The sequence below is a fragment of the Brevibacillus borstelensis genome, assembly GCF_036700025.1.
In the GTDB taxonomy this organism is placed as follows: Bacteria; Bacillota; Bacilli; order Brevibacillales; family Brevibacillaceae; genus Brevibacillus; species Brevibacillus borstelensis.
The window spans coordinates 5,412,602-5,438,204 of record NZ_CP144922.1; the positions used below are offsets into that span (position 1 = coordinate 5,412,602).

At 51.6% G+C, this 25,603-nt stretch carries 26 protein-coding genes and 1 pseudogene; 7 read left to right on the forward strand and 20 right to left on the reverse strand.

Annotated features, from left to right (window positions below):
• Positions 1-109: 109 nt before the first annotated feature.
• The 4 genes from V5G20_RS25975 to V5G20_RS25990 form a co-directional block, all read right to left on the reverse strand.
• The gene (locus tag V5G20_RS25975; protein WP_003392811.1) at positions 110-658 is read right to left on the reverse strand and encodes an NADPH-dependent FMN reductase; all 549 of its coding nucleotides are present in this window, start codon (positions 656-658) and stop codon (positions 110-112) included.
• Positions 659-886: 228 nt separating this feature from the next.
• Positions 887-1,276 (reverse strand): MFS transporter, encoded by a 390-nt coding sequence (locus V5G20_RS25980; protein WP_122958029.1) that lies wholly within the window; start codon positions 1,274-1,276, stop codon positions 887-889.
• 465 nt (positions 1,277-1,741) lie between these two features.
• On the reverse strand, positions 1,742-2,029 hold the full coding sequence (locus V5G20_RS25985; RefSeq protein ID WP_003392817.1) for a HesB/YadR/YfhF family protein: 288 nt from the start codon (positions 2,027-2,029) through the stop codon (positions 1,742-1,744).
• A 274-nt stretch (positions 2,030-2,303) separates the two neighbouring features.
• Positions 2,304-3,248 carry a DMT family transporter gene (locus V5G20_RS25990; RefSeq protein WP_338462770.1) on the reverse strand — a complete coding sequence of 315 codons (945 nt, stop codon included), beginning with the start codon at positions 3,246-3,248 and terminating at the stop codon, positions 2,304-2,306.
• A gap of 134 nt (positions 3,249-3,382) precedes the next feature.
• Here V5G20_RS25990 and V5G20_RS25995 point away from each other — a divergent pair, with 134 nt between their 5' ends.
• Positions 3,383-4,762 carry a PLP-dependent aminotransferase family protein gene (locus tag V5G20_RS25995; RefSeq protein ID WP_338462772.1) on the forward strand — a complete coding sequence of 460 codons (1,380 nt, stop codon included), beginning with the start codon at positions 3,383-3,385 and terminating at the stop codon, positions 4,760-4,762.
• An 8-nt stretch (positions 4,763-4,770) separates the two neighbouring features.
• On the opposite strand, the gene V5G20_RS26000 is transcribed toward V5G20_RS25995, so the two are convergent.
• From V5G20_RS26000 to V5G20_RS26015, 4 genes are all read right to left on the reverse strand, one after another.
• Complete coding sequence (locus V5G20_RS26000) at positions 4,771-5,904, reverse strand: NADH-dependent flavin oxidoreductase (RefSeq protein ID WP_251238040.1); 1,134 nt, start codon at positions 5,902-5,904, stop codon at positions 4,771-4,773.
• A 131-nt stretch (positions 5,905-6,035) separates the two neighbouring features.
• Complete coding sequence (locus V5G20_RS26005) at positions 6,036-7,070, reverse strand: LLM class flavin-dependent oxidoreductase (protein WP_003392825.1); 1,035 nt, start codon at positions 7,068-7,070, stop codon at positions 6,036-6,038.
• Between the two features lie 165 nt (positions 7,071-7,235).
• The gene (locus V5G20_RS26010; RefSeq protein ID WP_003392827.1) at positions 7,236-7,538 is read right to left on the reverse strand and encodes an ArsR/SmtB family transcription factor; all 303 of its coding nucleotides are present in this window, start codon (positions 7,536-7,538) and stop codon (positions 7,236-7,238) included.
• 77 nt (positions 7,539-7,615) lie between these two features.
• A complete protein-coding gene (locus V5G20_RS26015; protein WP_338462775.1) occupies positions 7,616-8,593 on the reverse strand; it encodes an NADPH:quinone oxidoreductase family protein in 978 nt (325 codons plus the stop codon).
• A 103-nt stretch (positions 8,594-8,696) separates the two neighbouring features.
• Here V5G20_RS26015 and V5G20_RS26020 point away from each other — a divergent pair, with 103 nt between their 5' ends.
• Entirely contained in the window at positions 8,697-8,972 is a 276-nt protein-coding gene (locus V5G20_RS26020; RefSeq protein WP_338462777.1) for a hypothetical protein, read from the forward strand.
• A 73-nt stretch (positions 8,973-9,045) separates the two neighbouring features.
• Here V5G20_RS26020 and V5G20_RS26025 read toward each other — a convergent pair whose 3' ends face one another.
• The 7 genes from V5G20_RS26025 to V5G20_RS26055 all read right to left on the reverse strand — a co-directional run bounded on the left by V5G20_RS26025 (position 9,046) and on the right by V5G20_RS26055 (position 16,939).
• Entirely contained in the window at positions 9,046-10,821 is a 1,776-nt protein-coding gene (locus tag V5G20_RS26025; RefSeq protein ID WP_232425961.1) for an ABC transporter ATP-binding protein, read from the reverse strand.
• A 177-nt stretch (positions 10,822-10,998) separates the two neighbouring features.
• A complete protein-coding gene (locus V5G20_RS26030) occupies positions 10,999-11,538 on the reverse strand; it encodes a GNAT family N-acetyltransferase (protein WP_003392834.1) in 540 nt (179 codons plus the stop codon).
• Between the two features lie 206 nt (positions 11,539-11,744).
• Positions 11,745-13,175: an amino acid permease gene (locus V5G20_RS26035; protein WP_338462782.1), complete on the reverse strand. Its 1,431-nt coding sequence runs from the start codon at positions 13,173-13,175 to the stop codon at positions 11,745-11,747.
• A 192-nt stretch (positions 13,176-13,367) separates the two neighbouring features.
• Positions 13,368-13,556 carry a 4-oxalocrotonate tautomerase gene (locus V5G20_RS26040; RefSeq protein WP_172920440.1) on the reverse strand — a complete coding sequence of 63 codons (189 nt, stop codon included), beginning with the start codon at positions 13,554-13,556 and terminating at the stop codon, positions 13,368-13,370.
• Between the two features lie 25 nt (positions 13,557-13,581).
• Entirely contained in the window at positions 13,582-14,763 is a 1,182-nt protein-coding gene (locus V5G20_RS26045) for a M20 family metallopeptidase (protein WP_338462784.1), read from the reverse strand.
• Positions 14,764-15,146: 383 nt separating this feature from the next.
• Positions 15,147-15,659, reverse strand: coding sequence for a DinB family protein (locus V5G20_RS26050; protein ID WP_327970492.1), 513 nt, complete (start codon positions 15,657-15,659; stop codon positions 15,147-15,149).
• Positions 15,660-15,766: 107 nt separating this feature from the next.
• Entirely contained in the window at positions 15,767-16,939 is a 1,173-nt protein-coding gene (locus V5G20_RS26055) for an MFS transporter (protein WP_172920438.1), read from the reverse strand.
• Positions 16,940-16,959: 20 nt separating this feature from the next.
• Here V5G20_RS26055 and V5G20_RS27185 point away from each other — a divergent pair.
• Positions 16,960-17,108: pseudogene (locus V5G20_RS27185) on the forward strand (MFS transporter); the annotation flags it as partial.
• A gap of 242 nt (positions 17,109-17,350) precedes the next feature.
• Here V5G20_RS27185 and V5G20_RS26060 read toward each other — a convergent pair.
• Positions 17,351-18,271, reverse strand: coding sequence for a DMT family transporter (locus tag V5G20_RS26060; RefSeq protein WP_338462788.1), 921 nt, complete (start codon positions 18,269-18,271; stop codon positions 17,351-17,353).
• Positions 18,272-18,484: 213 nt separating this feature from the next.
• Between V5G20_RS26060 and V5G20_RS26065 the strand changes: the two genes are divergently transcribed.
• Both V5G20_RS26065 and V5G20_RS26070 read left to right on the forward strand, forming a co-directional pair.
• Entirely contained in the window at positions 18,485-19,867 is a 1,383-nt protein-coding gene (locus V5G20_RS26065; RefSeq protein ID WP_122958024.1) for a PLP-dependent aminotransferase family protein, read from the forward strand.
• A 442-nt stretch (positions 19,868-20,309) separates the two neighbouring features.
• Entirely contained in the window at positions 20,310-21,431 is a 1,122-nt protein-coding gene (locus V5G20_RS26070; protein WP_338462790.1) for a GNAT family N-acetyltransferase, read from the forward strand.
• Between the two features lie 149 nt (positions 21,432-21,580).
• On the opposite strand, the gene V5G20_RS26075 is transcribed toward V5G20_RS26070, so the two are convergent.
• Positions 21,581-22,216 (reverse strand): C39 family peptidase, encoded by a 636-nt coding sequence (locus tag V5G20_RS26075; RefSeq protein ID WP_279041595.1) that lies wholly within the window; start codon positions 22,214-22,216, stop codon positions 21,581-21,583.
• Positions 22,203-22,775, reverse strand: coding sequence for a GNAT family N-acetyltransferase (locus V5G20_RS26080; protein ID WP_003392852.1), 573 nt, complete (start codon positions 22,773-22,775; stop codon positions 22,203-22,205). Before V5G20_RS26080 ends, V5G20_RS26075 begins: the two co-directional genes overlap by 14 nt.
• A 131-nt stretch (positions 22,776-22,906) precedes the next feature.
• Here V5G20_RS26080 and V5G20_RS26085 point away from each other — a divergent pair, with 131 nt between their 5' ends.
• Entirely contained in the window at positions 22,907-23,062 is a 156-nt protein-coding gene (locus V5G20_RS26085) for a hypothetical protein (RefSeq protein WP_003392854.1), read from the forward strand.
• 333 nt (positions 23,063-23,395) lie between these two features.
• On the opposite strand, the gene cyoE is transcribed toward V5G20_RS26085, so the two are convergent.
• Entirely contained in the window at positions 23,396-24,340 is a 945-nt protein-coding gene (gene cyoE / locus V5G20_RS26090; RefSeq protein WP_003392856.1) for a heme o synthase, read from the reverse strand.
• A 273-nt stretch (positions 24,341-24,613) separates the two neighbouring features.
• On the opposite strand from cyoE, the gene V5G20_RS26095 reads away from it, so the two are divergent.
• Positions 24,614-25,228, forward strand: coding sequence for a helix-turn-helix domain-containing protein (locus V5G20_RS26095; protein WP_338462796.1), 615 nt, complete (start codon positions 24,614-24,616; stop codon positions 25,226-25,228).
• Between the two features lie 54 nt (positions 25,229-25,282).
• On the opposite strand, the gene V5G20_RS26100 is transcribed toward V5G20_RS26095, so the two are convergent.
• Positions 25,283-25,558: an HAD family hydrolase gene (locus tag V5G20_RS26100; protein ID WP_251237876.1), complete on the reverse strand. Its 276-nt coding sequence runs from the start codon at positions 25,556-25,558 to the stop codon at positions 25,283-25,285.
• Positions 25,559-25,603 lie beyond the last annotated feature (45 nt).

A 25,603-nucleotide genomic window follows, 5' to 3' on the forward strand; every position in this document is an offset into this window, starting at 1 on the left:
ATACAGTCAATGAGAATGATTAGAATTCTCAGTGGCGGATGTGCTCTTGATGCGTCCATGAATGATAAAACCCGGAGCGGCGCCCCGGGCTTTATCCTTTTACATCTTCCTATCTCAGCTTTTCGGTGTACGCAACCAACTGGGCAGCAAATGCGTCCAGCCTTTGCTTCAAATCCTCGGCTGTAACGGCGTACCGTCCATTCTCAAGTATAAAATCGCTTTTGCAAGACGCCACCTGCATGGGGATCGCCACGCCCAACAGTCCCCTCACGACAATGCGCAGATGATCGATCGGCTGCGTACTGCGGATGCCGCCCCCATTGCCTACGAGCCCCACCGGTTTGTCCCGGAACATATCCATATTGAGAATATCCAACGCATTTTTCAGGACACCCGAATACGAATTGTGGTAATTGGGCGACCCGAGTACAAATGCATCTGCTTGCCCGGCCAGCCGGATCAGCTCGCGAGCGGTTTCATCGGGGTGCTTTTCCGGTTCATAGTGATATTTCGGATCGGCGATAGGCAGCGGACGTACCCGCAAATCCCAGACATTCGCTTCACAGCCTTTTTCCCGCAGCCGTGCGGCGATCTCCTCAATCAAAGCCGTTGTATGCGCAGGCTCCGCTACACTTCCCGATATGAGCAAAATTCGCATCAGATCATTCTCCTCTCTTATTGATGCTCAGATACCGCAAGTCAGCTCCCGCCTTACTTTCCAACAGATTGTCCCGTTGTCTCCATTCGGGTTTGCTGCCTTGCATGCCGCAACCGCAGGCCGTAAAACATTGCCGTTGTCCCAAACACATACACGGTCACTGCCGTAAAAGCGAGAGGCAGTGAGAATGCGGACAAAAGACCGCCAATCAACAGGCAGGCAAAGGCATCAGACACATTGCCGACGCTGGAGCGGAGGGCCATCACCTTTCCCAACATTTCGTTGGGGGTCCTCAACTGCAGAACAGTCGTCAATGTCGTGCCGGATATCGTATTTCCAAAGCCTTGGATCAACGCCGATAGAAATGTTTAAATCCTTTTTGTCAACAGCCAGCAACGGGATGCTCGCTTGAATGGCCGGAAAGAAAAAGGCCCGCAGGCAGGTCATGACAAAGCTGACGATCATGATGTGCTCCAATGTCAACACATCGGCAGCATGAGCAATGGGAATGGACAAGGTAAGCAATCCCCGTGTCCAACCGCAAAACAGCATGATCGCTTTGCGGTCTACTCGATCGACAATGACACCGCCTATGATTCCGAGAAAAAAATAAGGAATCTACGGAGACAAACAGCACCGCTCCCGCTCCCAGTGCACTGTCGCTGTATTGCAGGGACAGCAGTGTCAGTGCAAGCGTATAGACCGATGTGCCGAAAATAGACGAAGCATCTGGAAACCAAAGCAGTTTAAGATTGCGCTTCACGATTTTTCCTCACTTTTACTTATGTAGTAACTCCTTTACTGTCATTACATTGCTCCAGATGTCTACTCCAGCTAAACTGCCTTGCCTTTGGCAGCTTCTGATACCTTTCCTCGTTTTCAGCGCTCAAAATGTCCGATATTTCTAACAATTATATCCGTACTGCTATTTAAAGTGAAGGCGCTTTTATGCGCCTTCACTAAACTCTCCCCGTCAAATCCCGTCAAATCCCGTCAAATCCCGTCAAATCTTCCAGCGTATCCGATCATCGACGAAACAAAAAATTCCACTCATCGCTTTTAAACAAAAAAGCCAATAGCGAATCAAGCGTACAAGTATACAATCTCATCCCGGTCCTTCCGGTAATCCACCAGCATGTCCTTGCCGTCCAGATACCAGATTTCATCCTCTACGATGTAAAAGGTAATGCCGTTCACTTCAGTGGAGAGACCGATATTGTCCGGCTCTTCTTTGGTGAATCCCATGGAAAAGGAGTCCTGAATCGTGCTGCTGCCGCCATAGCGGGCAAAAAAACGAACGTAGTCCCCCGATTGAAAGCCGCACTCCTCCTCGAACCAGGCAAGTGCCGACTGTGTAACTGTTAGTTTCATGCGCTAGCGCCCCTTTCGGCAAAAGGCTGCCGATGGAATAGGTGATGCAGAAAAAGAAGACGGCTGTTTTCCCCATGAAAAGGCCCTTCTGGGAGACAAGTGGACGTACCAGAGAGGAATGCGCCTTCTATGCAAACAGAAAACAGCCTGGATCAAACTTTGCTATACATACAGTATAGGCAACTTACTATACTATTTCAATCATTTAGTTTATAAATCAACCAAAAAATGATGAGCTCCTTCACAAGGGTCGGATGGTATGAACCCAAACCATTCATTGGTCCAAAGCTTTATCACCTGAAAGCGCACTCTTTCTGCCGGACGAGAACACATTCGCCCCGACAACCCCGATGAGGATCAAAGCGCCGCCAACGACATGGAAAATCTCCACTCTCTCGTTTAACCAGATCACACCCGCAATTATCGTTACCAGCGTCGATATTTGATTGCATACACTCATCTTGGAGGCTTCGATATGCGACAAGGCATAATTGGACAAAAAGGAGGTAACGAGCGACGACAGCACGCCCAGGTACAGGACGCTGACCAGAAAGGACGGATTCGCCAAAGGCTGAAAGAAAGCGGCGAGCGTCCCCGCCGAGATATGGCTGACAACGGACATGCCGTTGAAAAACAGGAAGCCGAACACGGTCATTGCATACGTGACATCCATGTAGTGGTGTTTCTTCACAACCTTGCGGGCCATCACGCCATAAGCGGACAAGGAAAGAGCGGACAAAAACACCAAAACGGTTCCCGTCAGATTGGCGGATTGCGGGTCGACCCCTTTGGAGGTGAAGATGTAAACCACTCCCGCTACGGACAACAACGTAAACACCTTTTGCATCCCATTCGTATACTCCTTTAGGAAATAAGCGGCCAGGATCATGGTGAAGATCGGTACGGTAGCCTGAATAATCCCTGCCTCCGATGACGACGTATAGACCAGGCCAAACGCCTGCAGAGCAAAGAAGATGACGGGATAGAACAGTGCCACAGGCAAAAATGAAACGATGTCCCGCAGCGTGGTCCGCAGCCTGACCCAGCCCAGCAGAACGGGAATCGAAGCCGCCAGAAACGACAGGGTAAACCGGTGAGCCAACGTATCCAGCGGATCGCTGATCGCAAGCGCCACCTTCACGAACAAAAACGACAATCCGACGATAAGAGCGTTCAACACCGCCGCCAGATACGCTTTTTGAATTGTCTTTTGTGTCATATGATTGCCTCCTCATGCATGGCGTAACTGTGATTTCATGACCGGTCATGGCTCTATCGTAAATGGCAGGCACGTGTGCTACAATTCAAAAAAAACAAATCTGTATCGGTACAGATTTGTTCTGGAGTGAGATGATGCACAAATATTTGCAGTTGCTAAGCGAGCTGGAATCAAAAATCGAAAGCCGCCAATGGACAGATGGAAATAAGCTTCCCTCCATCAGGGTCCTTGCAGACAGGTATGGATGCAGCCAAAGTACAGTTATCCGCGCTCTGAATGAACTGGAGAGGCGCCACGTCATCTATTCGGTCCCGAAAAGCGGCTACTATGTAGTGAAGGGGGCGCTTGCCTCACCCAAGGAAGGTACTGGCGTCATCGACTTCGCTACTTCCGCTCCGGATCGCAGCGTCTTTCCCTATCTCGATTTTCAGCACTGCATCAACAAGGCCATCGACACTTACAGCAGCGACTTGTTCGTGTACGGGACACCGCAAGGGCTGGAGACCCTGATCCAGGTTGTCCAAAAGCAATTTGCCGATTATCAGGTTTTTGCCAGCCCGAAACATATCTTTATTACCTCGGGCGTTCAACAAGCCTTGGCCGTTCTCGCTGGGATGCCTTTTCCCAACCGAAAGTCAAAGGTCGTCCTCGAGCAGCCCGGCTATCACTTGTTGATTGAATACCTTGAGACGCACAACATCCCGGTCGTAGGTGTAGGGCGAACCGCAAAAGGACTGGACCTGGAGGAGCTGGAGAGAATTTTTCGCGGAGGGGACGTCAAATTTTTCTATGCGATGCCGAGATTCCACTCTCCCTTGGGTACGTCTTATACAAAACGGGAAAAGCTCGCCATCATCGAATTGGCCGAGAAATACGACGTGTTTGTCGTAGAAGACGACCACATGGCCGATTTTGAACAAGACAGCAAGGCGGACCCTTTGTTTGCCTACGACAGGTCCGCCCGCGTCATTTATTTGAAAAGCTATTCGAAAATCCTTCTGCCCGGCCTGCGGGTGGGAGTCGCCGTTGTCCCGGACCAGTTGGTCGATGTCTTTCAGCGGTACAAGCGATTACTGGACATCGATACCTCGATGCTGTCCCAAGCAGCGCTTGAGATCTACATCAAAAGCGGGATGTTTGAGCGGCACCGGCACAAAATTCGCGCGTCCTACGCCAGGAGGTCGAACGTATTGGCAGCGTCGATCAAACATCATTTCGGGCCATTGAGCGACATTTCCGCTATCTGCGATGCCAGCCAGCCGATGATTCATACCCATGTTGCGTTGGATCGGAGCATTTCCGTCCCGAGAGTCATTTCCCTTCTGAAAAAGGACGGCGTCGTAATCGAGCCGATCGACAAGCATTATTTGACTGCCTATCCAAAAGAAAATCTCCTGAAGATCAATGTGTCGAACACAAAGGACGAGGATATTGACCAAGGAATTTGCCGCCTGGCGGAAACGGTCAAAAAGCTGGCGAATACAAAGCGCAGATCAGCTGCCCGCGATCAGTGACAGCCGGCTTACTTGACAGGCGTTTCTTTTTTCACCGGAAACCAGCCTTCGACGGTCATGATGCGCTCCCACAACGGATCGGGAATTTCCAGTTTCTCCTGGTCGTTTGGACCCACCGTGGTGGCGATTTCGTCCTCTTTGCCGTCCATCACTTTTTCCACCCATTCCGGTTCGATAATGATTCCGCGTCCCAGCGCGATCAGCGGCACTCCCGTCTGTCTGGCGGCCAGCACATCGTCTGCCGTATACAAGGAACCGACGCCGATTACCGCCGTGCGATCACCGATCCGCTCTCGTATCTGCTCGATTCGCGTGCGGGTCGAATCGCCGCCCCGTCTCGGCTTGGACCAAAAATCCTGCAGCGACACATGTAGATAGTCGAGTTCCTTATCTGCGAGAGCGTCCACCAAAACGAACGTGTCGTCCATCGTAATTCCCTTTTCATATGGCTCTTCCGGTGAAAAGCGATATCCTACGAGGAACGGGCGGTCTGCGTGTTTGGCCACCACTCGCTTTACCTCGTCTACGACGGCGAGCGGAAAGGCAAGGCGTTTTTCCAGGCTGCCTCCCCAGCGGTCCGTACGGCGGTTCGTATGGCCGGAGAAGAATTGCTGGACCAGGTAGAAGTTGGCGCCGTGAATTTCTACACCGTCAAAGCCGGCTTCGATGGCGCGGCGGGTCGTTTCTCCGTATGCGCGAATGATCTCCTGAACCTCTTCATCCGTCAGCGCACGGGGAATGGGCGCATTGTCATCAGCGACTTCACTTGCGCTGACGATCTCTCCTCCGGGAACAAGCTCCGGCGGAGCCATTCGTCCGGCATGAAATATTTGCAGGACTGCCTGCGCTCCCTTTTCCTTAATGGTCGAAGCCAATCGGCGCATGCTCGGGATCATTTCGTCACTGGTTCCAGAAAATTCGCCGGGGAAGCCTTTGCCGTTCTCTGTCACATAGATGCAGGCGGTAATCACCATGCCCACGCCGGTAGCGCGACGGGAATAGTAGCGAAGTTCCGCATCGGAAACGGTCCCGTCGTCATTCGAAGAATAATTGGTCAGCGGAGCCATGACGATCCGGTTTTTCAATGTGATTCCGCTGCGAAAAGTAAAGGGTTCAAACAAAGGCGTATATTTTTCTTTCATGTACCGTACACTCCCAACATATTTCGCTATTGTGTCCAATTTGGCTTTTGTTCCCCAATCACTGCTCGCGTATCTCGTCCCTTCAGGTATGCCCGAGTCTCCCCATCATATTCTTGCCTGGGATCCAGCCTTTACTCCGCTGCAACCTGTTTTACGATCTCAAAGGAGCGCAGGCGAGCCTGATGATCGTAAATCGCGCCGTTGATGATGATCTCGTCGGCTTGCGTGGCATCCAGCAGCTCCTGCAGCTTTTCTTTGACGACCGCGGGACTGCCGATAATCGACGCCCGCAGTTGGGCATCTATGCTCGCTTTCTCATAATCGGCCCAAATTCCCTCCATGCTCTCGACCGGCGGCTGAAATTTTTGCGGACGGCCTCTTACCAGGCTGAGGAAATTGAGTTGCTGCGAGGTTGCCAGACGTTTCGCCGTTTCATCGTCATCCGCTGCGATCACGTTTACCCCGACCATCGCATACGGCTCCTCCAGCACTTCGGATGGGCGGAAGGCACTCCTGTACAGCCGGAGCGCCGGCAAGATATTGTCCGGCGAAAACTGGCCCGCGAAAGCGAAGGGCAAGCCCAAAAGACCCGCCAACTGGGCATTATACAGACTGGAGCCCAAGAGCCAGATCGGGATGTTCATGCCTTCGCCGGGAACAGCCCGAACGCGCGGCCCATCCGAACCCTCTGTGGAAGTCGGGTTCAAATATTCCCGCAGCTCCGCTAGCTGTTCCGGGAAGTCTTCACCGCCGCTCTTGCTGTCTCGGCGAAGCGCGCGGGCCGTGAGGTGATCCGTACCCGGCGCTCGCCCCAGTCCAAGATCGATGCGGCCCGGAAACATGGACTCCAGTGTGCCGAACTGCTCGGCGACGACGAGCGGGGCATGGTTGGGCAGCATGATGCCGCCGGAACCGACCCGGATCGTCGAGGTGCCTGCCGCCACATATCCAATCACCACGGAGGTCGCAGAGCTGGCGATTCCCGGCATATTGTGGTGCTCAGCCAGCCAGTAGCGGTTGTACCCCCACTTTTCCGCATGCCGGGCCAGATCCAGCGTGTTTCGGAAGGAATCGGCCGGTGTCCCTCCCTCCAGGACAGGCACGAGATCCAGTACGGAAAGCGGGATGTCGCGAAGCTGTTTGTTTCTTTCAGTCTGCTTGGCCATTGTTTTCATCCTTTGCTATGAGAAGATCGTTCCCCTGATCATTCTTACAAAATTACATATCTGAATATCTAGATTTATAGATGATAGAACATCCGCATACATGGCTGGGTCTCGCAGCAACGCGGGAAACACATCCATGTACATTTCGGCTGTCTGGACAGGCAGCTACAAGTCGTGTTGGATAAACGCAGCCAACTCTTTCAACTTCTGCTCATTTCGCTTGTAGTAGGTCCACTGGCCGTATCGGTATACTTCCAATAGGCCTGCCCGCTGAAGTGTCAAAAGGTACTGGGAAACGGTCGATTGCGATAAGCCAGCCTTTTCCTGAATGTGGCTTACACATACCCCGATTTTTCGGCAATCTCCTCCTTCTTGCGGGGGGAAGTGTTTCTCCGGTTCCTTCAGCCAGTCCAGAATTTGCAAACGCGTTTCATTAGATAAAGCCTTGAAAATGAGAAGGGGATCCATGCCCTTTATTATATCTTTATATCCCGATAGATCAATGCAGCAAGTGTAGGCAAAAAAAAAGAGAGGGCTCCCCCCTCTCAGCGTACATCCAGCAACACTTTTCCCGTACTCTGCCTGCTTTCTACCCACTCGTGGGCCTTGGCCGCCTCGGCGAGAGCAAAGCGTCTCCCGACTTTGATCTTGAGGCGCCCATCCGCCAAATACGGCAGCACCCGCTCCGCTGTCTCGCGCAAAAGCTGCGGCCGTTTGCTGCGGGTCGTTCCCAGGCTGAAGCCCAGCACGGAGCGGCAACTGGTATGCAAATCAATTGTTCTGATTTGTCCGACTTCCCCGCTCGCATTTCCAAAGTGAACCAGCCGTCCGTATGGAGCCAGACATTCCATGCTCTTTTCCGTGACCCGGCCAGCGATCGAGTCCAGAATAACATTCGCGCCTTCCCCATCGGTCCATTCGTTTACCTTTTCGGCAAAGTCTTCTCTATCCGTACAAATCACATGATCGGCACCGGCCTCCAGCGCGATCGCCGCCTTGCTCTCGCTGCCCACTGTCCCGATGACCTTCCCTGCCCCCAGCAGCTTCGCTAGCTGGATTGCGGTCGTACCAATGCCTCCCGCCGCGGCGTGGATCAGGACGGTTTCTCCCTTTTCCAGCCGCGCTACATCAGCGAGGAGCTTGTAGGATGTAAACGAAACGATCGGGCAAGCTGCTGCGGTGTCAAAGTCGAGCTGGTCCGGAATAGCAAACGTGAGGTTCTCGTCGGCAACGATATACTCCGCGTAAGAGCCGTTGTGAGGGAATGCGATGACGCGCTGGCCCACATGCAGCGACTGCACCTCGGAACCGACTCTCTCAATCACGCCGGCTGCGTCGAGACCGGGAATAAACGGCAGATTTCCTCCGCCCTTTTTTCCGTAGCGCGATTTGATATCCGCAAAATTGACGCTCGTTTTTTCTACCCGGATCAACACTTGCTTTGGGTGTATGGACGGCATCTCGACTTCCGTATACACCATGCCCTCGGTTCCGCCAAAAGCTGTGACAAGAACTGCTTTCATGTACCTCTCCCCCTTTTGCCGCATTGGATCAAATGGAATTTCGTTACATTCCGATGAGGCTCTGTTATTATAGTACTAGACACCTTGTTTCAGGAGTGATCGCATGCTTGCCGAAAAGCTGTTTAGCAAAATATCCAGCTTGTTATTTTTGTCTACGCTTGCGATAGCACTGGCTGGATTTCCCCAATCCACACTCTCCGTCTATTACGCGATCCTGGTGCCGCCGTTAGGTTTGGGACTGTCGTTGGTTGGAGTCTACCTCGGTGAAAAAGGAGTGCTTCGATTCATCGGTATCTGGGGAAATGCTGTTCTTCTCGTTTTTTCTGCCTTTACTTTGTTTACCTATACTTTATTTGTTTCTCTTTGGGGGAGTCTGTAGACAACGCTCTTTCTGTTGCACCTACAGACTCCCTCGGACTTGCGGAGCCAACCCAAACCTTTTTGCCGTTTTCTTACTGGTATACCGCGCCAAACTGAGCCTGGTGCAGCCGGTGGTAAATGCCGCCCGCAGCGATCAGCTCCTGGTGCCGTCCCTGCTCAGCAACACCGTCTTCATTGACCACGACGATTCGGTCCGCATTTTTGATCGTCGTCAGACGGTGCGCCACGACGAGGGTCGTACGCCCCTGGGACAGCTCGGAAAGCGACTGCTGGATCGCCAGCTCCGTCTCTGTATCCAGCGCCGAGGTGGCTTCATCCAAAATAAGGATCGGCGGATTTTTCAAAAACATGCGGGCGATGGCCAAACGCTGTTTTTGTCCGCCGGAAAGCTTCACGCCCCGCTCTCCGATCACAGTATCCATCCCTTCCGGCAGGTTCCGGATCACGTCATCCAGACGGGCTCGTCTCGCTGCTTCCCAAATCTCGTCCATACTGGCATCGAGCTTGCCGTACGCGATATTTTCCCGAATCGTCCCCGAGAACAGGAATACATCCTGCTGAACAATCCCGATCTGCTTTCTGAGCGAAGCTAAAGTCATCTTGCGGATATCGATTCCGTCGATGGTAATGCTGCCTTCATTCACCTCGTAGAACCGCGGCAAAAGACTGCAGATCGTCGTCTTACCCGCACCCGATGGCCCGACGAAAGCAACGGTTTCTCCGGCGCGAATGGACAGGTCGATGTTTCGCAGAATGCTCCTGCCCTCTTCGTACCCGAATGTCACCCCGTTGTAGCGAATATCCCCCTTCAGGTTTGCCACTTCAATCGCATCGGGCGCATCTGCCACATCCGGTTCTGTGTCGAGAATCTCTACATAGCGTTTAAACCCGGCGATTCCCTTCGGATAGCTCTCAATCACCGCGTTGATTTTCTCGATCGGGCGGAAAAAGACATTGGTCAACAGCAGGAACCCGACAAACTCTCCATACGACAGCTCGCCTCTGATCACAAACCACGTACCGCAGATCATGACAAACAGGGAGATGAGACGCATCATCATGTAGCTGATCGACAAGCTTTTGGCCATGATTTTGTATGCGAGCAGCTTTGTCTGGCGGAACTGCTGATTATTGACGGCAAACAGCTCTTTTTCGTAGGCTTCATTGGCAAATGCCTGAACCACGCGAATGCCGCTGACATTGTCCTCCACCCTCGCGTTGAACTCACCCACATCGCCAAACAAACGGCGGTATGTCTTGGTCATTTTTTTGCTGTAAACAGTCGCAACGACAGCCATCAGCGGAACGACCAGGAACGTTAAAATCGCCAGCTCCAGATGAATGTATGCCATCAGTCCGAATGAGCCGATCAGTGTCATGACCGCGATGAAAATATCTTCGGGTCCGTGGTGGGCAATTTCCCCGATCTCGTTCAAATCATTTGTGATCCGGCCGATCAAATGCCCTTTTTTGTTGTTGTCGAAAAAACGAAACGACAGCTTCTGGAGATGCTCAAACAGCTTTCTTCGCATATCTGTCTCGATGTTGACCCCGAGCATATGTCCCCAATAGGTGACGATATACTGGAGGACCGTGTTCAGCGCATAGATGGCAAGCAGGCCCAAACATGCCAAAAGAATCAGCGACCAGTCTTTGCCGGGCAAGAGCTTGTCGACGAACTGATTGACAGCCAGCGGAAAGCCAAGCTCAAGCAAGCCGGCGATCACCGCACACGAGAAGTCCAACAAAAAAAGTCCTTTATAGGGACGGTAATAAGAGAAAAAGCGCTTGATCAATTCGGGATCACTTCCTTCCTGCTTCGTTACCTTTGCGATACATGCTATCATACCAATCTTCCCAAAATTTGAAAATGGAGTTCTCGGCTGACAGTTTTGAAAAGGGGAGCGATTGGCTTCTGGTCAGTGCCACGGCAAAAAGGCTGCCGAATCATCGGCAACCCGCTTTCCTCTGTTTTATCTCTCTATACGTTTTATTCGCGTATTCAGTTATGTTCAGTCCCGTATTTATTGCTTCAAATCCAATACTTCATCCGGATCGGCCACGTCTCGCCCGTAATATCGCTTGGCACGGAAGTTGTGGATTTCCTGGCAAGCCTTCGCCATTTTTTCCAAAATGACCTCTTGCGGCTCGTCCTGATCCGGACTCCAGTAGTAAATCTTCATCTCGTACGTCTCGCCGCTGTCATCCTCCCGGCGGTACTGGATCCGGTCCGCCTTTACAAACCCGTTTTTCCGATAAAAGTTGACCCGTTTCCACGTGTCCTCGTCTTCCCGGTCGATCGGCTCCACTTCGAGGATGATCGTCTTTCCTTTTTCTTTCAGCCGGTTGAGCAGCTTGGTTCCGATCCCTTTCCCTCTCGTCTCCGGGTTGATCAGCAGGTAATCGATGAAGAGAAAGGTCGGAAATTCCGCATACAACAGCAGGTAGTCCTCTGTCTCTTCCTTGTGGTAAACATCCTTGTCCTCGATCAGAGCCTGCAGCTGGCGCGGGTCCTTCATCTCCTGCTCAGGAAAATATTCGCTTAAACGCTCGTACCATTCCATGACGACTCCCCCACATTCGATCACTCTAACTATCTGTCATAGCATTTCCATGAAGAAACGATTCCACTCGCTTTGGAGAGAACCTTCTGCAATATAAAAGCCGCTTGCTGTGAGGTAGACAATCCAAAAAAGAGGACGCTCCATAGCGGATTCGCCCCCCTTCATGGCACGCAGCGCTGGATGGCTCTAGCGTATCCGGGCAACTGCTACGACGAGATCTCTTTGTCTATTGGATCTGTCGGTTGCTGAAAGGCTGTCGGATTGGCCTTCTTCCAAATAAAGTAACAAATCGTGATCAGGATCAGCCACGGAAAACCGAGCCTCAGCGTGTCCTTAAACTCCGGCTGAAACCAGGTCGACAAGACGACAGACGCAAGCAAAACGGCTCCCAGGACACTCAAATACGGATAGCCGATCATCCTCACGGGCAGCTTTCGCCCCCCCATTTGCTCCCATTTCCGGCGGAAGAACAGGTGCGTCACGAATACCATGAACCAGGCGAACATCGCACCGAAGCTGGAAAGCGAGATCATGACGGCAAAGGAGCTGTCCGGCACCACCATGACTACGATCGTCGCAATTGCAATCCCGATCGTAGACAAAGCAAGCGCCTTTACCGGAACGCCTTTTTTGCTCAGTTCGCCCAATTTTTTCGGGGCAAAGCCTCCACGGGACAGCGAGAATACCATCCGGGTCGAGATATACAGCTGGCTGTTCATTGCCGAGAGAGCTGCCGTCAGGACGACGAAGTTCATAATTCCTGCTGCGCCCGGAATGTGGATGAGCTCGAACACCTTTACAAATGGGCTCCGATCGCTTCCCGTCTCGTTCCAGGGCACGATCATCAGCATCAGGGCAAGCGTCAGGATGTAGAAGAGCACCAGCCGGACAACAGCTGATTTTAATGCGATGGGTACGGCCTTCTCCGGTTCCTTTGCTTCCCCGGCGCTGACCGCGATCATTTCGATGCTGAGGTAGCTGAACAGCGAGATGAAAATGGCAATCCACATGCCCCAGAATCCATTGGGGAAAAACCCGCCGTTGGCCGTGAGATTCTGGATGCCCATTTCCGGATGGCTGCTGCTCCCGAATACGACAAAGGCTCCCAATACGATAAACAGGATAATAGCCGTTACTTTAATCATAGAGAACCAGTATTCAACAGTACCGAACAAATTGACACTGGTTGCGTTTACATAAATGAGGACGGCGGAGAAAATCAAAATCCAGACAACTCCCGGCACAGCGGGAAACCAGTATTTCATGTAGACGGACATCGCTGATACCTCGGTTCCGACCGCACACACCAGGCTGAACCAGTACGAATACCGGACTGTAAAGCCAGCCCACGAGTTGATATACCGCTCGGCGTGTGCTCCGAATGAGCCTGTGGTGGGATAAGCGACCGTCATTTCAGCCAGGCAGCCCATCAATAGCAGAGCAATGACTGCGCCGATCAGATAGCTGACGATGACACCGGGACCGGCGAAGCCGATTGCCATCCCGCTTCCGAGAAAGAGCCCGGTTCCGATCGCTCCGCCGATGGCAATCATCGTGAGCTGGCGGGTCGTCAACCCGCGCTGCAGCCCTTTCTCCCGCTCCATAATATCTTGAAAATGAACGTTCTTCTCCGACATCGCAGCTCCCCCTTTTTCCAAACGCTAGGCAACCACACTGCACGTATTTCCGAACTTTTCGCGAAATTCAATGCGCATGATCTTCCGGGCGTAGAGCTCTTCGGCAAAGCATTTGGTCACGGGTAACGTTGAATTCGCGATAAGGCCCTCCTTTCATCTTTTCATGCTTCGTTTGCAGCATCTAATGTGAACTCAAGATTGCTTCTCTTTGGTGACGCCGCCTACACCCCAGTGCGTGGGCGGAACCTCCGACACTAATACGCGCACCTGTTCAGGCTTGACCTCCAGGCTTGCGACGACAGCTTCGGTGACACTCGCGATCAACCGGGCGATTTGCTGTTTGTCTCTTCCTTCCAATACCTGAATCTGTACTATTGGCATGAATCCACCTCCTATTCGGCAGTTGTCAGGAAGCAAGGCACAGTCTCTCAACGAGCCGGGCAAATATGCCGACCCCTACGGCCAAGGCATCCTCATCAATCGTAAAGCGCGGATGATGATGGGGAAAAGTGATGCCCTTCTCTTTGTTGCCTGCCCCGATCAAGAGAAAGCAGCCGGGGGTTTTCTGCTGGAATGAAGAAAAGTCTTCCGCTGCCATAACCGGCGCCATCCGTTCGATCGCATTTTCTCCGCAATACTCTCGTACAGCGGCTTCTGCCTGCCTGGTCACCTCCTCATCGTTTATGACTGCCCGGTATCCAAAATCGTAGCGGAATTCATAAGAAGCGCCGTGGGCTTCCGCGATCCCTTTTACGATACGCTCCATCAGCGGAGGGACTTGTTCGCGAAACTCAGGCTGAAAATACCGCACCGTCCCAAAAATTTCGACCGTGCCGGGGATGACATGAAAAGCCGTTCCAGCCTGAAACTTCGTAATCGACAGAACCAGCGTTTCCAACGGATCGGTATTGCGGGAAACGATCTGCTGGAGGTTGCTGACGACTTGGGCGGCAACCGCGATACTGTCAACGGACAGATGGGGCATTGCAGCGTGGCCGCCTTTTCCATGAATCCTGATCGTAAAAGAATCGCCAGCGGCCATAGCCGGACCGTAGAGAATACCAATTTTGCCGTATTCCAAAGGGGACCATAGATGGGCGCCGACGATCATGTCTACTCCGTCCAGCACTCCTGCACGAACCATCTCTTCTGCCCCGCCCGGCGGCGACTCTTCCGCGTGCTGAAAGAGAAAACGGACCTCACCGTTCAGCCTGCTTTTGCTTCCGGACAGTATTTTGGCCGTGCCCAGCAGCATTGCCGTATGGCCGTCATGACCGCAGGCATGCATGACGCCAGGATTTTGCGAGACAAAATCAAACGTGTTTTCCTCCGCAATCGGCAGGGCATCCATATCGGCCCGAATGGCGATGACCGGTCCCGGCCGTGCTCCGCGCAAACGGGCCATTACGCTTGTTTGGGTCGGCCTGGACAGTTCCAATCCTCCAAATGAGGTGAGTGTGTCGCAGACGAACTGGGCTGTTTTTTCCTCCTGGTAGGACAGCTCTGGATACCGGTGCAAATACCTGCGCCATTCGATGACCTCCATCTGAATCTCGTCGACCAGCCTGCGTAGCTGCTCTGCTGCCATTCAGGCACCTCCCCTCTCCGCGAGTTTTTTGTCAGTTGGAAAAGAAGAATATCAATCGATAGCGACGTTTTTTGTACGACAGTATCGAGCAGCATTTGTTCTTGTTCCGTTGGCTAGGATTTTATTATAAGCTTCCTCAAAAGCACGTACAACACACTATTCAGAATATTCTAACCGAAAATTTGTATGCTCATTTCCAGAAAAGCAAACGGTCAACCGGTACAATCCGGTCGACCTTCAAAGGAATTGCATTACATTTTTCTGTTGGCCGCTTCCTCCCCAAATGCCGGAAGTGGCAAACACGCCGGAGCTTGTCATATGCACCAGTCAAACGCAGCCGTCCAAACCGAGCCGTCTAAACGCTGCCGCCAAACTCGATCAACCTATTCGTCCTGCTTCGCGTACCAAAAAAGCGCAAATTCTGTCATGACCGAGGCGTGGCCGATTTGCCGCAGCATGGCGGAAATATTGCCGCGATGATACGTGCCATGGTTTACGACCTGCAAAACAATTTCGGCATAGCTCGTTTTCCGGAACCCTGCATATGGATTGTCAAGCTCGATCGTCTGGTCCATGTTGTCCTGCCTGCTGAAAACTGCTTTGTACCGCTCCGACAAGTCTGAAAACAACGCGTCCAGCTCCTCGATGCTTTTGGCTTCCGCCTGTTCTATCAGCTGATTGGCAGATGCCAGCGCTTCATTCATGCTTTTGCCGGAAAGAATGTCATACCAACAGTGATCGACCATATAAATATGGGACATTACTTTTGAAACGGAAGGAAAGACGCTTTGCATCTCCATCGTGTATACGTCTTGGGGCAGTTGTTTTAAGTGATTGAAAATGGTTTGATTTGCCCATACATGGTAGTCGTACATATTGAATACAAGCTTTTCCATAATAGTTCCTCCCTTTTTCGGAAACCCATCGTCTGCATCAGTATGTAGCCATCATAAAACAGCTTCCCTGACATCGGCGGTCAGGGAAGTTTTGATCATCTATATTTTTAATTTTGAGCCGGCTTTGCATCATTTCTCCCGCTCAGTGAAACACAAGCGAGGGCGGCAACCAATCCGAGCCCTACAATCAAGCTCGCCAGCCACGGATTGTAAAGGACGGTTGAAGCCGCATTGACCATGACTCCCCCTGCTCCCGCTCCAGCCGCCAATCCCAAATGAATAATCGATGTTTGCAAGGAAAGTACGAGATTCGCTGACTGAGGGGCCTGCTGAATAAAGAACGTTTGAATCGCAGGAGCGGTCGTAAACATGGCAAGCACGATGACGGCTATCAGGAGGCAACCGATTGCCGGCGATGAGGAAAACAGAGGCAAGAGCGCCAATGATACCACATGAACAGCCAATCCGATCAAAATCATCCGAACAACTCCCCACTTGTCGACGACAAATCCGCCCAATTGCGACCCGATCACGCCAAATATGCCAAACACGAGCATCAGCATACCGACCGTAGAGAGCTTCATCTGCAAAATGGACTGCAAAAACGGCGTCAAATACGTAAACATGACGGAATTTCCCGATTCCCTGAAAAAAGTCAGGAACAAACCGCTTACGATGACGAGATTCCCCAGTACCTTAAACTGGTCTTTGAACGAAACGGGAGCGTCTCCCTCAATCTTGGGGAACCTGCGGAAAATGACAACCATGACAAGCAGACTGAAGAGGCCCAATATGAGAAAAATGGCTTGCCAGCCAAGCCAGCCGGCAATGGCTATCCCGATCGGCACTCCTAATACCATCGCACTGCTGAACCCAAGGATGACCGTTCCAATCGCGCCGCCCATTTTATCGGCAGGCACCAGTTTTGCGACAGAGCCGAGTGCGACGACAAGATATACGCCCGAGCTTGCACCCAGGATCATTCGAGATACCATCAGGGTCGCATACTGGGCGCTAGCAAACGAGACGAGACACCCGAGGATAAACACAGCAAGTGAACCAACCAGAACCTGTTTGCGCTCCATACGGGACGTAAACGACACAATGATCGGGGTTCCAATCGCAAACGCGAGCGAATAAGCGGTGATCAGCTGCCCCGCCAGAGCGGTGGATATATGCAATTCTTCGGCGATGACATTCAGGATTCCGGATACCACCAGTTCAGAAGTCGCTGTGAAAAAAACGCCGAATGCAAGAAGGTAAACATACAGTTTCTTCATCATTGTTATTCCTTTCTGACCTATTCACGGGCTTTTGGTCGATGATCCTGTTTCGGGCGCTGGCAGGGATTTCTGCCGCTTTCGTCACCCCGCAGGTCTGGGCGGCTATCCCCGCGCTTGTTCCCCTCAAAACATCATGAAGGCGATGGGAATTGCCACAGCAGGTTTACAGCGATATGCTTCGCCCTTTCGCTGCTCTTGTGGGCAAGCAGCGGTGTACTGAGGTCCGTTGCAGCAAAAGAAAACGCGGCCTGAAAATAGAACAGACACATAGGCTAGGTATCATGCCGCTCACAAAAAGCGGCTGATAACAAGCAATGCACGATTTGGTCTTCGTTTTACCAGGGTTTTGCCCGGGTTTTGCCCGGTTTCTGTTTGAACCAATCGCACAAGCCCCGCTCCCTCTGCCGACTATTTCATCGATTTGGAATGTGATGTGGCCTGAACCTTTCTCACGGGCGCATTCTTCCCTACCATTACGGAAAGCACGACAATGACAGAGGTTGCTATCGTGAAAAGCGTGATCGATTCGTTCAACAAAAGAGCGGAGAACAAAATCATCAAAAAGGGCTGCAAATACTGCATCTGGCTCACCCGCGAAATTCCCCCCATGGCAAGGCCGCTATACCACGCTACGTATGCCAAAAACTGACTGACGACGGCAAGGTAGATAAAACTGATCCAGGCTTTCAGGGGGGCATGCAGCATTTCCCCTGTGACGTTCATCAGGACAGGGACGACGATAAACGGAACCGCAATGACTAGTGCCCAGGCTATTACCTGCCAAGCGCCCAAGTCCCGTGCCAGCAGCCCTCCCTCGGCATAGCTGAAGGCGAGGAGGATGACTGCCGCAAGCAGCGCGAAATCCGCATACTGCAATTGGCCGAATCCGAGGTGGAAGGCGTACGCGATAACCGCCAGAAAGCCTACCACACTGGCCACCCAATACTTGAAGGAAGGAAGCTCTCTTGCGCGAAGCATGGCGCAGCCTGCAGTAGCCAATGGCAACAAGGCGACGACTACGGCTCCGTGAGAAGCAGGCAATCTCTCCATCGCCCAGGATGTGAGTAAAGGAAAGCCCAGGACAGCACCGAGAGCGACGACAATCAGTCCTTTAAACTGTTTGGCAGACTGAAGCTTCTCCCTCCGAATCAATAAGACAATCGCAACCAGGACCGAAGCGATCACCGTTCTTCCCAGCCCGACAACAGTGGGGCCGAAATATTCGACCGCTATTCGCGTGGTCGGAAGCGTTAAACTAAAGCAAAACACCCCGATTACACCGAGCAACAACCCTAGCCGTTCTTTCTTTTCCTGTTTTTCTCCCAGCATGACAATCCCCCACTTTTTGCTCGCAGCCGGGGGTCAGGCATCTGTCCCCCGTTTGCCCAAGCTGCAAGCGAAATAAATGAACTGTACCACTCCAAATTTTCATACATTGCTTCCAAAGACATGTCAGAATAATTACACTATAGGGGAGACAGACAGCGATTGAAATCGCGCTTTTCCTCATCTGTCCTGGTACAGAATCGGGAGGTTTACCTTGTGGCCGCAAAATACGAGATGATTATGAGCGTAATCAAGCAGCAGGTGGCAAACGGAACAATCGGTCCCGGAAGCAAGCTTCCCTCGGTCCGCATGCTGGCCGACCGATTTTCCTGCAGCAAAAATACCGTCATTCAGGCTTACAGCGAGTTGGAAAAAGAGCATCTGGTGTATTCCGTTCCGAAAAGCGGGTACTATGTGGTGAACGAATACCGCTCGCCGCATGATGAGCTTGCAAACAAAAAGGTTGATTTTTATTCCGCCGGTCCGGACAGGGAAGCGATGCCTTACATTGAGTTTCAGCATTGCATCAACCAGGCCATCGACATTTACAAAGAAGAGCTGTTCAGTTATTCCGATCGCCAAGGCTTTTATTCCCTGCGCCTCCAGCTCATCAAATACTTGCAAAATCTGCAGGTGTTTACAGACCCGGAGAGGCTTTTCATCACGTCGGGAGCGCAGCAGGCTCTCCATCTGCTGGTGTCTATGCCATTTCCCAACGGCAAAAGGAATATCCTTATGGAACAGCCAACCTACTTCGGGTTTATCGAGGCAGTGGAGCTTCAGAGCGCCACGGCATTGGGCATCGAACGGACAATGAAAGGACTTGATCTCGACCGTTTGGAATATATGTTCCGAAACAATGACATCAAATTTTTTTATACCGTCCCGCGGTTTCACAATCCGCTTGGTCACAGCTATACAAATGAAGAGAAAAAACAGATTGTGAAGCTGGCGCAAAAATACGATGTGTACATCGTTGAGGATGATTTTCTGGGCGATCTTGATCCGAACCCCAGGCATGACCCCATGTTCTCCTACGATCCTTCCGGGCGAGTGATCTATCTCAAAAGCTTTTCGAAAATCATGCTGCCCGGACTAAGACTTGCCGCCGTCGTCCTGCCCAAGCTCATGATCCACACATTTTCGCGCCATAAATTCAGTGCAGATTTCAACAGCTCCGCACTTTCTCAAGGAGCCTTGGAAATTTATTTGAAGAGCGGCATGTTCCAGGGACACATCAAAAGAATAAAAAAGCTTTATCAACGAAAGATGAAGCTGCTTCAAGAAGCCTGCGACATCCACTTGCCCCCCGGCGCTTCCATCTCCAGGCCGACTTCCGGTTTTTATCTGGCCGTCTCTCTCCCTGAACATGTGAAGGCCGGGCGGATGGCCGATTTGCTGCTCCGGGCAAATGTCTACGTCGATGACGCGGTGCGCATGTTTTTGCCTGAATATCGCCAGGAAAATATGCTGCGCCTCTGCATCTCCCAGGTGAGCGAGGAGCAGATTGGCCGCGGGGTCGAACAAATCGCCCGGTGCATTGTCTTTCTTCAAGGGAAAAAGGATCATTTTCATTCCAGACCATCTTTGCTGCTGTAAGCCTGAAGCTGTACCCTTTTTTTGGAAAATACAGGTTGTATCTGCAATCCATTTGCGCTATTCTAATGGCATCTCGCTTTTGAAGGGAATGATTGGCATGAAACGCCGGGCTTATTTTCCTTATGGAATGATGATGAACTAAATAGTGCAGATGGTGCTTCCTCTGCAGTTTTATAAGGATATCGCTGCTCATGGCTCCTATAAAAAGGGGGTTTATTTGCTTTGCAGATAAACCCGGCAACAATAGGCCGATAGAGACCGCAGGCGTTGTCTGCGGTCTTTTTGCGCCCAAAAACAGGCGTACGCAGAGATTACGGAACGAAAAGGCCGCGATTTTATCAAAATCCGGGCGATGCGCAAGCAAGGCAGTTGCCGTCATGGAACAGCGTTTTAGCCGTTATGCGATTTTATGCTTTTCCCAAACAAAAGGAGGTTTTGCTTCATGGAGCTGCAAAGCAAAAACTATACAAAGGCCCTGGACATTTTTCAGGATTGCAAGAACCACTTGTGTATTCACGGAGTGATCCGTGGCCTCATACCCGGCCGAATTTTTATGGCGGATGATTCTGCTACGGCCATGGTGGCAAGCACAGAAGGAATATATCTGGGCGGCAATCCCGATAATGATCTGTTTTTACGGGAGATGAACAGCCTGTTACGCCATGAGATTTTTCCCAAGCTTGACACCGACGATGTGCTGGACTATGTCGTCTATTACCCGCAAAGCCCGCTGTGGGAAGCGAAAATGGATATCGTGATGAAAGATCTGTACGCGATGAAAAGCGGCAGAATGACTTTTTCTCACGATCTGGGCAACACGGATGCACCGCTTGCCGACAGTGTCATCCCTGTGGATCAAAAGCTGCTGGCACGCGAGGATTGCATCGGTGTGGACGACGTTTTGGAGGAAATCTCGAACCAATGGCCTTCGCTGGAGGCATTTCTAGACAAAGGTTTCGGATGCGTCGGCATTGAGGAAACAGAGCGAGGACCGGTCATTGTCAGCTGGTGCCTGACAGATTGGGTGGTCGGCAGCGAGTGCGAGCTGGGCGTTGAAACCGCAGAAGGCTACCGGGAAAAAGGCTGGGCCAAAAAGACAGCCGCAGGCGCTCTCGCACTGGCCCGGAAACGGGGCCTCACACGAGCAGGCTGGCAGTGCTGGTCCAGCAATGCAGCCTCTCGACGAACGGCCCTTTCTGTCGGATTCAAGCCGCTTGCCGAATACCCGGTCCTGTTCGGGTGGACGAATCCGCTGAACAATTTTCTCGTAAACGGCAATTATTACATGCAAGGAGACGGGACTGTGGGCACTCAAAAGGATTATGCCCGCGCCGCATGGAGCTACGCCCAGGCCCTTGACAAAGGCTGGGACTGGGACGGCATGGCCTCGCTGTATTGGAATGCGGCCTGCCTGTTCTACCGGATCGGCGAGAAGGAGCGCGCCAAGCATTATTACCGGATCGCTGTGGAGAAAGGCTGGGACGGTACCGAGTGCCAGACCGCCGCAGACTATGTGTACTCCGAAGCGGATTCCGCGGCCATAGCTCTGGAATTGGCGAAATAAAAACGCAGGCGACCGACGCATTGGCGCCGGAGAGCAAATCCCGGACTGTCCCTCCGTATGAATTTTGCAGTAAACAAGTTTAGCTGAAACAAACAAAAAATGGATAGAGTTTCAGGCATCAACTGAAGCTCTATCCATTTCTATTACCTTTATTGCGAAGGCTTGATCAATACCCCCCGCCCGGCGTAAAAACGGGCGAAGACCTCGAAGCTTAACCGGACATTTTCCTGACTGGCGGGCGTGTCCCCGGATGGATTGTGAAAAACGACCTCCCGGGTTTGAGCATTGCCGCCAAATACATACACCAGATGCCCGCCTTGCCGGGGCGGCGTCACCTCAGGCGTGCGGATACTCGGGTGGACAGAAGCAAAGAAGACTTGGCCTTGATCGAGCAATTCGCCGATCTCTTCAATCGGTGTATGCTCCTTGACCTCGGCTGCAAGCCCGAATTTGTCCGCGACAAAGGAAACAAAGGGACGGTAGAACAAGCCTTTGATCGTCCCGTCCCCGTTCTCGACATACCCTCCGTATTCCCGGCATTGTTTCATTAACTCGATGGTTGGAATGATTTGCTTTTGCCGATGGGCGAGCAGCATTTTCAGGCAGGCCATGCCGCAGATGTGAGCGCTCCAGGTCGCATATTCCTCCCGGTTGGAGGCGCCGGACAGATGCCACAGGGGGTCATCGGCAGGAAGCATGCGCCCGGACAAAAAATCCGGCACCAGCTCCCGAGATTCCCATTGCGAAAAATAAGGCACTACAGCCATATTCTCATTCCTTTCCATGGCGATTTGTTCGCTCCCGATCAAAATGAAGGTACCAGTACAGCGCAGTCTCGCCGCTGCTTTCGGGAATGCCTTTATACACAAAAAAATCAAAGCCGCCTATGACAAAGCCGCAGCTCTCGTAAAATTTGCATGCGTTTACATTGTTGCTTTGCGTCTCCAGCATGATGCCGGCCATTCCGCCCGCCTTCGCCCAAAGCACGGCCTGCTCGATTAATTTGCGGCCGATACCAAACCTTCTGCAGCTTTTGTCTACTTTGATGTCTTCTATATAAGCGAAATGGTTCCAATTCCGCTTCAACACAATCAGGCCCGCGACTTTATCGTCTGCCAGTGCGACATAGATGATTTGATCGGGATTGCCGATGTATTCGGAATAGTCCACGTCTTCCTCTTCCAAATAGCTTTTCTGATAAGCAGGCACTTCTCTGACTGTATACCCGATTCGCCCATCGGTTACGGATAGGACAAGCTCGGAATCAACGAGGAAGCTGCCATCGATGCTATCCACGCGGTAATCTCCGTGAGCGTCCTTCAGTTCCGCTATTTTTATATTCATTGTCTTCCTCCCGTACTTAACTGGCCCCCACAAGAAGACCGACAATCCAGCTACTCTCCCTTTGTTCTAAATGGACAGCCTTGCTTTGGATATACTAAGTCCAAATTCATTGTCCATACATGAAAGGAGGATTGTTCCCCATCGACACACACCGCGAGGACCATTTGCCCGATTTTAAACAGTTGACCGACCGCGTGATCGCCCCGCCTCCCCAAGGTCCAATCATTGGCATTCGGACCAATCTGGACAAAGAATCCGAGGATGCGGGAAAAGAAGCGCCGAAATAGGCGATCCAGCCTCTTGTACGAAAGGCTACAGGCACAAGCCGCCCAGCTTTGGTACGACGGCTTGTGCCGAACCATCAAGGGCGCGGATTTGGCCTGGGGGAATCAGCCACTCTTTTGCATCCCCTCTGGCATGTTGCTCGCGCAGCCGCTGCCTTCCATAGTTGCAGTCCGCCAGGGAATACTTACTATTTGTCCATTCTGCTGCCTAAGTCCTTCTCTTTATATCGGGCAGCTCAATTTTTATCCGGGAATAGAAAAAGACAGCCCCTTTTCAGAGCCTGCCTTTGCCATTGCGAATACCCGCCAACATATGAATTTGTCGGACTGGTATGCTTACAATTCCAGAAAGACGCCCACCAGCGAATAGAGAATCACGGTAGAAAACAAGACGGTCATGTGCAGCAGTGAAAACAGGAACAGCGATTTTGCCCACTTCTCCGGGTCCATTTTTTTATAGCCATACACACTTAAAATCAGCCATGCGACACTCAACAAAAGAGCCACCAGCATCAGTCCGAGGCTAAGCGAGCCAAGCAGAAAGCTGGTCGCGATCAATACGACCAAATACACATTCGTTTGGATATAGGTTCTGCGGACGCCCTTGACTACAGGCAGCATGGGAACCTTCGCTGCCTTGTACTCATCGTGCTTGCGGATCGCGATTGCATAGAAATGGGGCATTTGCCAAATTACCATGATCACAAAGAGGCCCAGGATCGCCGGATGCGTGATATCCGGATGAATCGCTGCCCACCCGATGAGCGGAGGAGCTGCTCCAGAGATGCTTCCCACCTCTGTATTGTAGATCGTCCTTCGTTTCGTCCACATCGTATAAGGGACGACATAAAAAAACAGTCCCAAAAACCCCAGCAATGCCGCAAGCGGAGTAGTCCATGCGAGAGCCGCCAGTCCCAGGATCGTCATGACAATCCCCAGCCACAATACCGTCTTCGGCTCTATTTCCCCTGTTACAGTAGGTCTGTTTTTGGTCCTCTCCATCACAGAGTCAATGTCGCGGTCATACAGGTTATTAAAAGCCCCCGCCGCCCCCATTACCAGACTCGAACCGACGAAAGCCAAGATGATTTCCGGAAGCTTTTCAAACGGGCTGATCTTGTACGTATATAAGGCCAATGTCAATCCCGCAAACATCGGAATCAAATTCGACTTGATAATCCCCGTCTTCACGGTTTGCGCCAAAATCTTTGACAATGTCTGTTTCGGAGCCGTTGAGAGGGCTTGTTGTATGTTCGTATCGATTTTTTCGTCCTTTTGCATTTTCCCTATCTTCCTTTTCTAATCTACCCGAAATGTGACCAGCTCTTTTTACTCCTACCTAGTATATCAATTTATCATTCATTATGTTGCGAGTTCAAACAATTGGCACACACCAGTACCTGCCAAATGGGAAATGACTATCCCGAAAGACGCTGCAAATAACGATTTAAAGTAGAAAAATACAGATGTTTCCTTATATACTCATTGGAATTTACATACTAATCGGTATATTAATAGTATATGGGACGGCAGTCAAGAAAGGAAGGACGAGCGGTGACGAGACGACGATTGACCCAAGAGGAGCGCAAGCAGGAAACACGGCAATTGCTTCTGGAATCGGCAGCGAAGACTTTTGCCCAGCTCGGTTTTCACGGGGCCTCTGTCGATAAAATCGCGGAGTTTGCCGGGTTTAGCAAAGGAGCCGTTTACGCCCATTTTCAGTCCAAGGAAGAGCTGTTTCTTGCTATATTGGAACAGCAAATGAAATTGCATGTGCACACTATCCATAAAATTATTAGCCAACAGCCTTCACTTGAGCATTTTCATGAGACGATGAACCGCTATTTCCATTCAGCCAGACAGCAAACCCGGACCTGGAGCATGCTGAACATGGAATTTCTTTTATATGCGATGCGAGAGGAATCGGTTCGCCAGAAGTGGTCGAGCATGATCTTGGAATCGGCAGAACAACTCTCAAAGACAATCGAGGAAATGATGGCAAAGGAGCATTGCGAGGCGTCTTTATCTGCGGAAGAAATGGCGTGGACTCTATTGTCGCTGGAAAATGGCATGGCTATCTTTTCTTCTATTGTGGAAAACGCCGCTCCTCCCGATTTATTTGGAAAAGCGCTGCAAAGCATGCTCCAGCCCCCTCGTGAGGAAGAATAGGTTTCCCCTGATGGGAGGGGGCAGCATGTCAAATGCAGGGTTGGGCGTTTGTGATCATCTATACGGAAATAAGGGATGAACATGATCGTGCCATACAATATGGATTAGCTCCCCCAAATCGTCAATGACAGCATCCGCCTCTGCTACAGTTTCAAACTGTTCATTTCTCTTCCAAACCGCCTTCATTCCGACAGCCCGGCTGGCTCTGACATCGTTCTCCGGATGATCCCCTACAAATAGAGCATCTTCTGCCGGAACGCCAAGCTTTGCAAGCGCCCGAAGAAAAATCGCCGGGTCTGGCTTTTGCAGCCCTTCCCATTCCGATATCAATGCCTTATCGAAAAAATGCTCAATGTGCAGCGCCGGACACACCCC